Source organism: Methylobacterium sp. J-078 (assembly GCF_022829285.1).
Taxonomy (GTDB): Bacteria; Pseudomonadota; Alphaproteobacteria; order Rhizobiales; family Beijerinckiaceae; genus Methylobacterium.
Genome location: NZ_JAKSYI010000054.1, coordinates 23,414 through 36,947 on the forward strand (window position 1 = coordinate 23,414; position 13,534 = coordinate 36,947).

Consider the following 13,534-nt stretch of genomic DNA (forward strand, 5'->3'; position numbering starts at 1 on the left):
CGCTTCACCGCGGTTGATGGTCGATGCCCAACAGGCAGGCCCCCGCTGCGATGAGACCCATGCAACTCGCCCCCAGAAGCAGCCGACCGGCGACCATGAGGGCCAAGTCAAAAGCTCCCGCCGATGGTGGCGTCGCGCCATATCGATTGTCGTTCGCCGGAAGTCCGACGCAGGCGCCGTCATGGATCGTCGGGACCCAGGCCCGTGTCGGCGGTTCCCGACCCTTGGCCTGCGGGTGACGGATCGCGTTCATGACGGCATCTCCTATCGCTTGCCATGATGGTCCACCCATGCGACCCGCAACGCGACGGTTCCAGGCGTCGAAGGGAACTCCCCCAGGTCACCTCGTCCGGACCGGCCGACGCGTGGTGTCCATTTAAGCGATATGGGGGCTCATTCGATAGAATCGAACCGCTCGATGAACCGAAGCCCGTCCCATGGCTTCACGGCATGGCCGTCGATCAATGCCTTCGCCTGCGCGACAAGGGGGCTGGCCTGCGTTCCGCGTCCGAAATGCAGAAGGGCACGCCTGCATGGCGCAGGCGTGCCCTTCAACGTCAATCAGGCCCAGTCACGGACAGGAATGACGGGCGCCGTCGTAGCCCAGGTAGGTCCCTGAGCGGCGGTCATACGACTTGAAACGCTGGATGCAGTAGGCGACATCGCCGCCCTGGGGCGCAACTGCGGTTGCCCCGCCGTAATAGGTCGGCGCATATCCGCCGCCATAGTAATCATCACCGTAATAGCCGCCGCCATAGTAGTTGCTGCCGAGACCGTAGCCGATGCCGGCTCCGGCGAGGCCGAGCCCGAAGCCGAGATCCAGGCCGCCATAGCCGCGGCGATGGCCACGACCACCGTAATAACCGCTACGGTTGTTCGCCAAACCGTTCCCGTAGACGCCACGTCCGCCGTAGCCCCGGCCGCCGCCGAAGCCCGCTGCGCCGCCCAGGGCCGCACCGCGCCCCACGCCGCCAATCCCGAGCCCGCCCCGGGCCAAGCCGCCGCGCCCGCCGACACCGAAACCGCGCCCGGCCAATCCGGCGTTCCCGCCGCGGAACCCGCCGCCGGCCATGCCGCCGCGGAAGCCACCGCCGCCGCCCCGGACCCCGCCACCACCATGGAAGCCGCCGCCGCCGCCACCCGGTCGGGCCTCAGCCGAGACCGGAAGAAGGGAGAGTAAGCCGACCAAGGCGGCCGACGCGAAGAGAATGCGCTTCATGAGACATGTTCCGTCGATGAGAGGGAAAGACCGGTTCGGGCATATGCCGAGAAATCGCCCGGTCCTCCCGGATGGTCCTCCGCAGGGGCAAGGTCGGATACGCGAAGGTCCGGCATGGCTTCCTCCCTCTCCCGACCGTCAGCCTCCGCGGCATCAGGACCAGGGACCACTGACCATATCGGTCCGAGGGCCGCCTTGATCTGGATCATCGCCGAATAAGCACCTTGCCGCGGCCGATGACGCGGAGGCGGAAGGCGTCCTCACAAGTCCGGCCGACCGAACGGACGCGTGCCGGGTGCATCGGGGACACCTTTCCAGGCCGTGGCGGCGCCTTTAAGGGCACCAACACCACCGCGCCCTGGAGCAGTCTGGACTGATGCGCCGCGATGGCTTCGGCAATGGGATACGTGTGCGTACGGGTAGGGCCGAGATAGGCCATGAGCGCCTGAGGGGGTCGGGCGTCGCATCGCTTTCCAGATGGTGGCGGAAGCGCACGACTCTCTCAGTCACCGGCGCCAAGGATCGCGAGCCGATGAGGGGCAACCTAAGCCGTCTTGTATGGCAATGCACCGAGGGCGGCTTTGACACGCGATCTAAAGCCGGCCGCCAGTGTGGAGGCGCCGTCGCAAGCGGGTACAAGTTTGTGGTCTGGCCCGAATGACCATCTGCCGGGGGTGATCATGCGGCGCTACTGTTTTGTAGCGCCCACTTTTAAGAGGTCAGGGGCGGACGACCATCGGGAATTTGGCCGCCAGGGTCTGGCAGAGTACATCGCGATGGCGGACGGCCTGCCATCGTTCGAATTCCGCAGCCCCCGCGTAAAGCTCCTGGGCGCCATGGTTACTGCCGACGGCATCGAAGCAGGTACGTGCCCGATCAGCGATGGTTGGGTTGTAGGCAGTGAAGCCGCAGGCCGCCGACGCCTTGCGCAGCATCCCATGCATCCTCAGGAATCCGGCGCAATCGAAGTCCGCCGCGGACGCCGGTCGAGCACCCGGAGCGAGGATCAGGAGACCCGCGAGGGTCGTGGCCCCGATGGCGGCCCGGACGCCCTTATCCATCTGCCCTGGCCCTCTGGTCGCCTTTCGCTTCCAGCCCGGATCGCTCGTCATCGCGTCGGCGCCACGGCAGCCGCAGATGCGCCAAGTAGGGATAGACCGCCGGCAGCACGATGAGGGTGAGCAGGGTCGCGGTGACGAGGCCGCCGATCACTACCGTGGCCAGCGGGCGCTGCACCTCGGCGCCGGCACTTGTCGAGAGCGCCATGGGCAGGAACCCGAGTGCCGCCACCAGCGCCGTCATCAGAACGGGTCGCAGGCGCATCTCGGCGGCCCGGGTCGCCGCCTCGCGGGCATCGAGGCCGATCCGTTCGAGGTCGCGGATGTAGCTCGTCAGCACCACGCCATTCAGGATCGCAATGCCGAAGGTCGCGATGAAGCCGATGGCAGCCGAGATCGAGAACGGCAGGTCACGTAGGTACAGGGCGACGATGCCGCCGGTGGCGGCCACGGGCACGTTGAGGAAGATCAGCCCGGCGAGGCGGATGTCGCCGAACATCACCACGAGCAGGATCAGGATCGCCGCCATAGCGGCCGGGACGACCACGGAGAGCCGGCCCGTCGCCTCCTGCAGGTTCTGGAACTGCCCGCTCCATTGCAGCGAGTAGCGCGGCGGCAGGGTCACCTGCGCCTTCACCGCCGCTTGCGCATCGCTGACGAAGCTCTGGACGTCCCGGCCGCGAACGTTGGCCTGCACCGAGATCCGACGCTGGAGCTTCTCACGGCTGATCTGGGCAGGACCCGTCGCCACGTCGACGGAGGCAACCAACGACAGCGGCACCAGCGCCTTGCCGTTCCGGCCGACCGGTAGGTCGCGGATGCGCGCGATGTCGCTACGGTCGGCGGACTTCAGCCGGACCACGATGTCGGTGATGGAGTTGTCGTCGCCGTAGATCATCCCGGCGGTGCGCCCGCCGATGCTCTCGACCACGTCGAGGATATCGCTGACGTTGACGCCATAGCGGGCGGCCGCGCCCCGGTCGACCTGGATGGAGAGCGCCGGCATGCCGGCCTGCGCCTCGGCCTTCACGTCCGCCGCGCCGGAGACACCCGAGACCGTGCGGACGATGGCGTCGGCCGTGTCCTTCAGCACCTTGAGGTCGTCGCCGTACAGGCTGATGGCGACGTCGCCACGGATGCCCTCCAGCAGGTCGTCCATCCGCATCTGGATGGGCTGCGAGAAGGCGTAGGACACCCCCGGCACCTCCGCGCGCAGGCGCTTGTCGAGGGCGGCGACGAGCCCCTCCTGGGTGGTCGCCGTCGTCCAGGTCGACGGGTCGGTCAGCGTGATGAAGCTGTCGGTGGATTCGACCCCCATCGGGTCTGTGGGGATCTCGGCGCTGCCCGTGAGCGAGACGACCCGCTTGACCTCGGGGAAGCCCTTCAGGGTCTGCTCGATGCGGTTCATGACCTTGAGCGAGGCATCGAGGTTGATGCCGGGCAGCTTCTCGGAGGTGATGACGATGGAGCCTTCCGAGAGCTTGGGCAGGAACTCCCCCCCGAGGCGGGTCGCGAGCCAACAGCTCCCGAGGAATAGACCGAGGGTGATCAGGAGGGTAGTCCCGGTGCGGCGCTCCGCGAGCCGGAGGACCGGGGTGTAGGCGCTCCGCGCCCAGTGAACGACGCGAGTCTCGCGCTCGCCGATCCCGGGCCCGGCGAGGACGATGGCGGCGAGCGCCGGCATCAGGGTCATGGTCAGCACCAGGGAGCCGGCCAGCGCGAGGATGACGGTGAGCGCCATCGGCCGGAACATCTTGCCCGCCACCCCTTCGAGGGCGAGGATGGGCAGATAGACCATGATGATGATGGCCACCGCGAACAGGATCGGGCGCGCCACCTCCACGGTGGCCTTGCGGATGACCTCCTCGGCCGGGCGCTCGGGATGCTCGCCGCGGGCGCGCAGGACGTTCTCGATCATCACCACCGCCCCATCGACGATGAGGCCGAAGTCGATGGCGCCGAGACTCATGAGGTTGCCCGAAAGCCCGAACAGCCGCATGCCCGCGAAGGCCATCAGCATTGATAGGGGAATCGCGGCCGCCACCACGAGCCCGGCCCGGAGGTTACCCAGCAGCAGGAGCAGCACGACAATGACGAGCACAGCCCCCTCCATGAGGTTGTGCTCGACGGTGCGGATGGTTCGCGCCACGAGGGTGCTGCGGTCGTAGTACGGGACGATCTCGACGCCCGGGGGGAGCTGCTGGCGCAGGGTCTCGATGGTCTGCTTCACGGCCACGACCACGGAGCTGGCGTTCTCGCCCTGCTGCATCATTGCGATGCCGACCACCGTCTCGCCGGCGGCGTCGTGCGTCACGGCCCCGAGACGGACCTTTGGCGCCTCGACGACCTCGCCCAGGGTCGCGACCGTCACTGGAACGCCGCCGGGGCCCGTCGTCACGACGATGTTTGCGAGATCCTTCGTGTCCTTGGCGAGCCCGAGGCCACGGATGACCTCCTGCTGGTCGTTGTGCTCGATGTAGGCGCCCCCGCGCGCGGCGTTGTTCTCGGCAAGCGACGTGTAGACCTGCGCCATCGTCACGCCGTAGCGGTGAAGGCTCTCGGCGGCGATGCGCACCTCGTAGGTCGGCATCTGGCCGCCGTAGATGTTCACGTCGGCGATGCCCGGGGTCAGCTTAAGCTTCGGCGCGATGGTCCATTGCAGGATGCGCTTGAGCGCCATCGGCGAGTAGCCCGGGCCGCGCACCTCGAACTGGTAGATCTCGCCCAGCCCCGTCGCCATCGGACCCATCTCGGGATCGCCGACGCCGGCCGGCATCATGGTCTTCGCCAGCGGCAGGCGCTGGAAGACTTGGGACCGCGCCTCGGTGATCGACATGGAATCGTCGAAGGTGACGTAGACGGCCGAGACCCCGTAGCGTGAGGTCGAGCGTATCCCGGAAAGTCCCGGCGCCCCCGCCATGGCGTTCTCGACGGGGAAGCTCACGAGGCGCTCGACCTCCAACGGACCCAGCCCCGGCGATAGGGTCAGGACCATCACCTGTTTCGGCGAGACGTCCGGGACCGCGTCGATGGACAGGCCTTCGAGGTTGACGATGCCGCCGACCGCGCCGGCGAACGCGAGGATCAGCACGAGCCAGCGACGGCGGATGAGAAGGGCGAACCAGGCGTTCATCGCGGCCTCAATCCGTCGAACCGAGCAGGGCGCGCAGCATGATGGCCTTGAGTCCAAAGCTGCCCTGTGTCGCCACCGTCTCCGCCGCCGCCACGCCGGACGTCACCTCGACCCAGTCGGTGCGCTGGACCCCGAGCTTGAGGTCCCGTTTTTCGAAACGGTCGTCACCGGTGCGCACGAAGGCGATGGGGCCGCTCTCGGTCTGCTGGATCGCCGCGGCCGGAACCGTGACGCCCTCGCGCCCGAGATCGGCGGCGATCTCGACGGAGACGAACATGTTGGCGCGCAAACTTCCGTCCGGGTTGGCGATCTCAATGCGGGCCGGGGCGGTGTTGGTCATCGGGTCGATGGCCGCGTTGACCGAGCGCACCCGGCCCTCGAAGCGCGGATGCGCCGTGACGGGGGCTTCGATGGTCGCCCGGTCGCCTTCCTTCACGGTGGCGATGTCGTGGCCGTAGAGGTTGGCCAGGACCTGGATCTGCGACGGATCCGCCACGGTGAAGGCGTCGCGGTTGGTATCGACCACCTCGCCCAGGGTGATCCCCGCCATCGTCACCACGCCGTCGATGGGCGAGACGATTGCGCTGGTGCCGGGGGCCTGCCCAGGCGCGGGGGCAAGGCGCTCGTACTGCGCCCGGTAGAGGTCGACCTGCGACTTGGCGGACAGGGTGGCGGCATGGGCCTTGGCGAGGTCGACCTGGCGCCGGTCGACTTCGGCCTGGGCAACCCCGCCGAGCTTCACGAGGTCGCTGCCGCGCTTCAGGTTGGTCTCGGCGACCTTCTCCGTGGCCTGCGCCTCTCCGAGGCTGGCCTGGGCAGCTGCAAGGCCGTTACGGGCGTCGAGGACGCCGGAGGCATCGAGCGTGGCCAGCGTCTGTCCAGCCTTCACCCGGTCGCCGGGCTGGACAGCGAAGCTAAGAACCCGGCCCGAGGTCCGGGGCTTCAGCCGGGTGACCCGGCGCTCGTCGAAGGCGACCATGCCGGGCGTGCGCACGGGCAGGATGATCCGGCGCATCTCGGATTGCCCGAATGCCAGGCCAAGACGCCGTTGTCCCTCGGCATCAAGCCGCACGACGTTGTCCTCGGCCGGCTGTTCGGGAGCGGCTGCGTTCGTCGTCGTGGCCGTTTCGGTCGCGGCGGGTACCAACCCGACCGACTCCAGGATCGGCTCGATGTACGGCCTTGCGGCATCCCGATACCACCAACCGGCCAGCCCGAGCGCGACCAAGCCGATGACCACGGCCCAGATCGAACGACGCTTGATCTTCGAGGACGCTGAACTGGAATTTTGCGCCGTGCCCGATGGCACCGCATTCAGGCGCTCGCGCGCCTCTTCGCGGCCGGCCATCCCTGCCTCACCGTTCGTGGGCACGCCTGTCTCCGCCTCCAGCAGCACGATGTCGTCCATTGGTTATATTAGAGCCGTTCTAAGACATAAGCCGGGTGATGACCGGTGCCATTAAATTCGCGTTCACACTCGTGGTCGTGGGACCGGCTCCGAACCACATCACGAACGGGACAGGGGCGAGGGCCCGAGAGAGGACCGGGTGGCGAAGCTGCTTCTGATCGAGGACGATGCCGCCACGGCGGAGGAGGTCCTCGGCGACCTGCGCGGGCGCGGACACGAGGTCGCCTGGGCAGCCACGGGACCGGAAGGTGCGACCGCCGCTCGTACGGGGTCCTGGAACGCCATCATCCTCGACCGGATGCTGCCCGGCCTGGACGGACTCACCCTGCTGCGGGACCTGCGCGGCGCCGGGGACCGGACACCCGCCCTGGTCCTGAGCGCGCTCGGCGACGTCGACGAACGCATCCATGGCCTGCGCGCCGGCGGCGACGACTACCTGGGCAAGCCCTTCGTCCTCGCGGAGCTCGCAGCCCGGATCGAGGCCCTTCTGCGGCGGCCCACCGACACACGCGAGACGGTGCTCAGGGTGGGGACCCTGGAGCTCGACCTCATCTCCGGGACCGGGCGCCGGGGCTTGCGCGACCTCGATCTGCTGCCGCGCGAACTCAAGCTCCTCGAATACCTGATGCGGAGACCCGGACAGGTCGTCACCCGGGCGATGATGTTCGAGGAGGTCTGGAACTACCGGTTCACGCCGAAGTCGAACCTCATCGACGTCCATGTCGGGCGCCTGCGCAGGAAGCTGGAGGTCGGGGGCGAGCCGATCCTGATCCACAACGTCCGTGGAGAGGGCTTCACCCTGACGCCGGATGTCTAGGCTCACCCGCTCCTTCGCATTCCGGTGGGCGCTGGGCATCGCCCTGTGGTCGACCCTGCTTTCGCTGGTGCTGTTCGCCTTCGTGTACTGGCAGACCGCCGCGTTCCTGCAGGACGAGCTCTCCCAGGTCCTCCGACATGAGGTCAGGTACGCCGCCAGCGATCCCTCGAAGGTGGGTGCCCGCATCGAAACCTGGGTCAGCGAGGACCTCCACAGCGTGCATTTCGCGGGCTTGTTTAGCCCTGACGGCCGGAAGCTCGCCGGCAATCTCGATGCGCGGCCGCAGGCCCTTCCACTGGACGGCGAGGTCCATCGGATCGGCACGCAGGTCGCCATCGCGGGACGGCGGCTGCACGAGGACCTCTGGTCCGCGGGGATCGCCCTGAGCGACGGCAGCATCGTGGTGGTGGCGCACGACACCGACGAGATCGACCGCGCCCAGGCCACGGTGATCCGTGCCCTGGGTCTCGCGCTGGGACCGACCCTGGCCTTCTCCATCCTCGGTGGCGTGCTGCTCGCCGGGCGCGCCAAGCGCCGGCTTGCGTCAACGGAGGCGGCGGTCGCGCGGGTGATGCACGGGGACCTGCGCCAACGGCTTCCCGTCGGGACGGCGGGGGACGAGTTCGATCGCCTGGCACAAAACGTCAACGGCATGCTCGACGAGATCGAGCGCCTGGTCGAGGAGGTGCGAGGCGTAGGTGACGCCGTGGCCCACGACCTCCGGACCCCACTCACACGCCTGCGGCTGCGGCTGGAGCGCGGCCGCGAGCAGGCCCGCGACATCGACGAGTTGCGCGAGGCGGTAGACCAGGGGTTGGTCTGGATCGACCAGACCCTGGAAATGGTGACGGCGGTGCTACGCATCGGCGAGATCGAACATGGCCGACGCTGCGCCGCTTTCGGTCCGGTTGACCTCGGGGTCGTGGTGAGCGAGGCGGCGGAACTGTTCGAGCCCCTGGCCGAGGAGAAGGGGATCGTCCTCGCCCTGGATGTCGAGGGGACGATGCCCGTCATAGAAGGCGACTGCAGCCTGATCTTCGAGGCTGTGTCGAACCTGCTCGACAATGCCATCAAGTTCACGCCGATGAATGGCCAGGTCAGGGTCGGCCTCGGTCGACGTGGGGACCTGTCCGTGGTCTCCGTCGAGGATACCGGACCTGGAATCCCCACGGCCGAACGCGAACAGGTGTTCAGGCGGTTCTATCGCGCGGAGCGAGCCAGGCAGACGCAGGGCAATGGCCTTGGCCTCGGCCTCGTCGCGGCCATCGCCAAGCTGCATGGGTTCTCGCTGGCCGTAACGGAAGGTTCCGGTGGAGGTTGCCGCATGGAGATACTCTGCCCCGCTACGCACCCACGGTAAGCCAGGAGGGGCGTTCGACCATCGGCCGATATGCGCCCGGGTGCATCCAGGTCGTTCGATATCGTGAATGGCGAGCGAACCCTCCTTTGCATGGAGGATCTGTGCATCGCCCCGCGGTCGGGACGTGATGTCGGGCGTCACGCGTTGCCGCCGAGCACGCGCATGGCATTGAGGACGACGGCGACGTCGATGACTTCCTGGATCAGGGCGCCTTGGAGGGGTGACAGGTATCCGAAGGCCGCGGCCACCATGCCGAGGGTCGACATGCCGATGCCGGCGAACACGCATTGCAGGGCGATGGCGCGTGCCCGCTTGGCGATGTGGATCGCCTGCGCTAGTCCATCGATGCGGTCTACCAGGAGGACGACACCGGCGGCTTCCGCGGCCGCCGCTGCGCCACGCGCGCCGAGTGCCACGCCGAGATCGGCCGCGGCGAGGGCTGGGGCGTCGTTCACCCCGTCGCCGACCATCATCACGACTCCGCCCTTGCGCTCAGCCGTTATCAGGGTCGTCTTGCCACCCGGGTCGAGGTCGGCCACCACCGCATCGATTGGCAACCCCCTCACCAACCCATCGGCGATGGCCTTGCGGTCGCCGGTTGCGAGGACGATGCGGCGGATGCCGGTGGCGCGGAGGGCTTCTAGGGCTGCGCCTCCTTCCGGCCGCAGGGGATCGGCGAAGCCGAGGACGCCAGCGGCGGCGCCGTCGATGGCGACGAGGACAGTTGCTGTCACCGAGGGACGTCCCGTTCCCGAAGGCGGCGGTGTCATGACCGGAAAGTCGACACCCTGGGCCTCCATGAAGCGCGGGCCGCCGACGAGAACCCGTTGGCTCCCGACCACACCCTCGATGCCCTCTCCGGGCGTCTCGACCACGTCCGATGGTTGTACGAGGACTAGGGCCCTTCCGTGTGCCGCCTGCACCAGCGCGCGGGCGGTGGGATGAACCGAAGCCTGATCCAGTGAAGCAGCGGCTCGGACGACGTCGTTTTCGTCCAGCCTGACCAAGGTCTGAACAGTCTGAAGCCTCGCTATCCCATGGGTGAGGGTTCCGGTCTTGTCGATGACCAGGGTGGTAACCCGGGCCAACGTCTCAAGCGCCGATCCGCCCTTGACCAGGACGCCGATCCTGGCGGTCCGGGACATGCCCGAGACAAGCGCTACCGGCACGGCGAGGATCAGCGGGCACGGGGTGGCGATGACGACCACGGCCAGTGCCCGCAACGGATCGCCGGTGAGGAACCAGGCTGCGCCGGCGATGACGAGCGTCAGGGCAAGGAACGCGAGGCCATAGCGATCCGCCAGGCGCGCCATCGGCGCCTTCTCGGCTTGGGCAGCCTCCACGAGGCGGACGATGCCCGCGTAGGTGCTCTCGGCGGCGACCCTCTCGGCCACGAGCGTGAAGGCCGGCCCGACGTTGATGGCGCCGCTGAGAGCGGCGGCCTTCGCCTCGACAATAACCGGAAGCGCCTCGCCGGTGAGCGAGGCCTGATCCAGGACGGCGCGCCCGGCACCCACGAGCCCATCGACGGGCACGACGTCGCCGGTTCGGATCAGCAGGCGGTCGCCGGGGACCAGATCCGCGATGGGGACCTCTCGAAGGCCGCCATCCTGCTCCCTAAGGGCTGAGCGTGGCTGCCGTGCCAGCAGGGCTGACATCTCACGACGGGCTCGGCCGTCGGCATAGACCTCCAGCGATTGGCCGCCGGCATACATCAGGGCCACGACGACCGCAGCGAGGGACTGACCAAGGGCCAGGGCGCCGCCCATCGACAGGGCGGCCACGACGTCGAGCCCCATATCGCCGCGCAGAAGGCTGGTGACGATCTGCCAGAGTAGCACGGCAAGGACGAGGGACGTCGCGGCGGTCCAGACCCAGGATGCCCAATCCGCACCCGTCGCCTGTACGGCGAGCCCCACGCAAAGACCCATGAGCGTCACGACGACCAGGCCGATCCGAAGCCAGCCCAAACGGTTTATGGTGAACCCGGTTGCCGCGGTTGGTGCGGACGCCGCCGACAGCCGTTCCTGGGTACCCTGATCGGACACCGCCATCGCCGGGACCGGCATGCTCGGGTTCGCCTTTTCTCGAATGTCCGCCCGGGTCGGGGCGAAGGACGCGAGGCCACCGTTTGCCAAGGCAGCGGACCGACCCGCCGCGGTCGACGGACCGCGAGCCGAATGACGTCACGGAAGCCGCGACCATTCCTTGCGCTGGATCAAGGACGTGGGCGTCCGATGCCTGCAAGCCACCCGGGACGCGCTGGAGGGGTTCCATGGCCGCACCGATGCACATATCCGACATCCTGGTCGCCCTCACCCAAGAGGGGCAGGAGAGCGAGCCTTCGAACGCCATCGGGTACGGGCTCTCACTCGCCTCGGCTGCAAAGGCACACCTCACGATTCAATCGGCCTCGCTGCGGATGTTCGTCGAATTCGCCTGGATCTCGGAGTTCGCCGATGGAGGCGTCGCCCGGGAGAACCATCGCCTGGACATCCTGGCCGAGGCCGTGGCGGACAAGGCCCGCGGCGATGCGGTCCAATACGGCGTCGCCTGCACCACCGAGACCCCGCATCTCGGCTACCCCGAGATCATCGCGACTCTCGCGGCTCGGTCACGCCTTCACGACCTGACGATCCTGGATGCCGAGATACACACCGTCGATCTTGACCGGGAGCTGATTGAGGCGGTCCTCTTTTACAGTGGGCGGCCGCTCATCGTCGTGCCGCCAGGCCGCGCGACCTTCGCCGGCCGCCGCATTCTGATTGGCTGGGACGGCAGCGCCCAGGCCGCCAGGGCGGTCAATGACGCGCTTCCGTTCCTACGCTTGTCCGAGGCGGTGGAACTCGTCTCGGTCGTCGGCGAGAAGGACCTTTCGCGATCCGTCGCGGGCGCCGAGTTCGCGCCGCATCTGGCGCGCCATGGCGTACCCGTGACCGTCACCGTCCTTCCGGTCGCCCGGGACCACGACGTCGCGGCGACCCTGAGGGACCATGCCGCCCTCACGGGAGCGGACATGATGGTCATCGGCGCATTCCGGCATTCCCGCATCCGCGAATGGCTGGTCGGCGGCGTGACCCAGTCCCTGCTGAAGCAATGCCCCGCGCCGCTCTTCATCACCCATTGAAGGGTGCGAGATCGAGCCTGTGCCCAAAGCCATCGGAAGCTCTTCCAGCATAAGCAAATGAATATCCCTCACGAACGCCCGTGTCGGGACCACCATTCACAGGCCATCGGGCAATCGCATGCGTGCCATGAACACGATCCCCGTCACGGGAACCGCGCTCGGCGCGTGGGGCGCCGCATCGATCACGGTGAGGTTTGGGTATGCACTTCCATCGATGCCATGGCGGCCGAACATCATCACGCGTCGAAGGTTGATTACCCTGCTTTCCATCGCGGGTCTTCTCTCGACCGCAGTGGCCGCGCCATCGCAACTGGGGCAGGACGCTCCCGCCACCTTCATCGAGCCCGTCGACACCCCCCACAAGCATTGCGCGGGGTCATGCATCAGCAGGGGCTCTGTGCAATGGTACTGCAAGCCGGACCAAGCCTGCTCGCTGAATTGCTCGACCGCTCCACCGACCATGCAATGCCATGGAGGTAAAGACTGAAGGCCATGGCGTATCAGGAAGCGCTTCTTCAGGGTACACCACAAGAGCGCGTCGGGGAGCTGCCTCGGCTTGGCCATCGCGGAGATGGGCTTGCGCCGGAGCGGGCTGGAGCTACGCCTGCGCAACCGGTCGGACCGTCCGGGGCTTGAGGTAGAGATCCTAATACGAGCATTGTGACCCGTCGCATCGTGCCTTGAGCGACGGGGAGTCCCACCGGTTGGCCTACGCGGACAGGCGGATGGTCCCGAGGGGTAGCAGCGACCTTCACTGCAGGTTCGGACGCACAACCTCGTCGGTGACGTCCTGCCCGGTCGCCGCATCGCGCACGCTTACCCGAACCCCTTGCCGGACCAGAAGCTCAAGGTCGCCGACCGAGAGGTAGGCCTGGCTGCCGGGATCGAAGAGCCGGGTGCCGGCATAGCGCCTCAGGCTGCGGATCGGGGATGCGTTCTTGCTTGCCATTGTCGGTATGGTTCGGCCAGGATCTCTTCCCGATACCGGGAAGTCATATTGAGATTGGAATGATTAAAATCTATGAGGCCAGTCGCGCAAGCCCCCTGATGGAGTGAAACGGCCCACACTTTGCCGGATGTGGACCCGCGCTTCCCAGAATTCCAGCTCTCCCCCGACGCCGTCATCGAGGTCTGGGGCGTCGTCTCCGGGTCCGTCTGCGCACGCCGCCGCTGCGAATGAGCGCCCGGGCCTATGTCCTCTCCGACGGCAACTCGTTCTACTGCTCTTGCGAGCGGGTCTTCGACGCCCGCCTGGCGAAGGTGCCGGTGATCGTGCTGTCGAACAACGACGGCTTCTGTAATCGGGCTTCTTCTGTCAAGTAGTTTGACCCATCCACAGGCTTTCAGATCGAAGTTTGGGGGGAATGATTTTTTGTGCTGCGGTAGGTTCGACGAGCGACCCATAATGCGGC

General features: G+C 67.5%; 11 protein-coding genes and 1 pseudogene. 5 read left to right on the plus strand and 7 right to left on the minus strand.

Translation table 11 applies throughout. The features are described 5' to 3' along the window. Nucleotides 1–571: 571 nt before the first annotated feature. From MKK58_RS06205 to MKK58_RS06220, 4 genes are all read right to left on the minus strand, one after another. Nucleotides 572–1,219, minus strand: a complete 648-nt coding sequence (locus tag MKK58_RS06205) for a BA14K family protein (RefSeq protein WP_243911237.1) — start codon at nt 1,217–1,219, stop codon at nt 572–574. Nucleotides 1,220–1,938: 719 nt separating this feature from the next. Continuing rightward, nucleotides 1,939–2,154 (minus strand): hypothetical protein, encoded by a 216-nt coding sequence (locus tag MKK58_RS06210; protein ID WP_243911238.1) that lies wholly within the window; start codon nt 2,152–2,154, stop codon nt 1,939–1,941. Nucleotides 2,155–2,272: 118 nt separating this feature from the next. Further along, nucleotides 2,273–5,410, minus strand: a complete 3,138-nt coding sequence (locus tag MKK58_RS06215) for an efflux RND transporter permease subunit (RefSeq protein ID WP_243911239.1) — start codon at nt 5,408–5,410, stop codon at nt 2,273–2,275. 7 nt (nt 5,411–5,417) lie between these two features. After that, a complete protein-coding gene (locus tag MKK58_RS06220) occupies nt 5,418–6,818 on the minus strand; it encodes an efflux RND transporter periplasmic adaptor subunit (RefSeq protein ID WP_243911240.1) in 1,401 nt (466 codons plus the stop codon). 139 nt (nt 6,819–6,957) lie between these two features. Here MKK58_RS06220 and MKK58_RS06225 point away from each other — a divergent pair, with 139 nt between their 5' ends. Continuing rightward, the gene (locus tag MKK58_RS06225; protein ID WP_243911241.1) at nt 6,958–7,635 is read left to right on the plus strand and encodes a response regulator transcription factor; all 678 of its coding nucleotides are present in this window, start codon (nt 6,958–6,960) and stop codon (nt 7,633–7,635) included. 67 nt (nt 7,636–7,702) lie between these two features. Then, on the plus strand, nt 7,703–8,995 hold the full coding sequence (locus MKK58_RS06230) for an ATP-binding protein (protein WP_409565196.1): 1,293 nt from the start codon (nt 7,703–7,705) through the stop codon (nt 8,993–8,995). Between the two features lie 137 nt (nt 8,996–9,132). On the opposite strand, the gene MKK58_RS06235 is transcribed toward MKK58_RS06230, so the two are convergent. Beyond that, nucleotides 9,133–11,064: a heavy metal translocating P-type ATPase gene (locus MKK58_RS06235; protein ID WP_409565197.1), complete on the minus strand. Its 1,932-nt coding sequence runs from the start codon at nt 11,062–11,064 to the stop codon at nt 9,133–9,135. A gap of 206 nt (nt 11,065–11,270) precedes the next feature. Here MKK58_RS06235 and MKK58_RS06240 point away from each other — a divergent pair, with 206 nt between their 5' ends. Beyond that, on the plus strand, nt 11,271–12,122 hold the full coding sequence (locus MKK58_RS06240) for a universal stress protein (protein ID WP_409565199.1): 852 nt from the start codon (nt 11,271–11,273) through the stop codon (nt 12,120–12,122). Nucleotides 12,123–12,218: 96 nt separating this feature from the next. Here MKK58_RS06240 and MKK58_RS06245 read toward each other — a convergent pair whose 3' ends face one another. Then, complete coding sequence (locus MKK58_RS06245) at nt 12,219–12,686, minus strand: hypothetical protein (RefSeq protein WP_243911243.1); 468 nt, start codon at nt 12,684–12,686, stop codon at nt 12,219–12,221. Between MKK58_RS06245 and MKK58_RS06250 the strand changes: the two are divergent. Next, nucleotides 12,622–12,786: pseudogene (locus tag MKK58_RS06250) on the plus strand (two-component sensor histidine kinase); the annotation flags it as partial. The gene MKK58_RS06245 and the pseudogene MKK58_RS06250 sit on opposite strands and share 65 nt — an antisense overlap. A gap of 87 nt (nt 12,787–12,873) precedes the next feature. Here MKK58_RS06250 and MKK58_RS06255 read toward each other — a convergent pair. Continuing rightward, nucleotides 12,874–13,071, minus strand: a complete 198-nt coding sequence (locus MKK58_RS06255; protein WP_243911244.1) for a polyhydroxyalkanoate synthesis regulator DNA-binding domain-containing protein — start codon at nt 13,069–13,071, stop codon at nt 12,874–12,876. A 227-nt stretch (nt 13,072–13,298) separates the two neighbouring features. On the opposite strand from MKK58_RS06255, the gene MKK58_RS06260 reads away from it, so the two are divergent. Then, on the plus strand, nt 13,299–13,445 hold the full coding sequence (locus MKK58_RS06260; RefSeq protein ID WP_243911245.1) for a hypothetical protein: 147 nt from the start codon (nt 13,299–13,301) through the stop codon (nt 13,443–13,445). Nucleotides 13,446–13,534 lie beyond the last annotated feature (89 nt).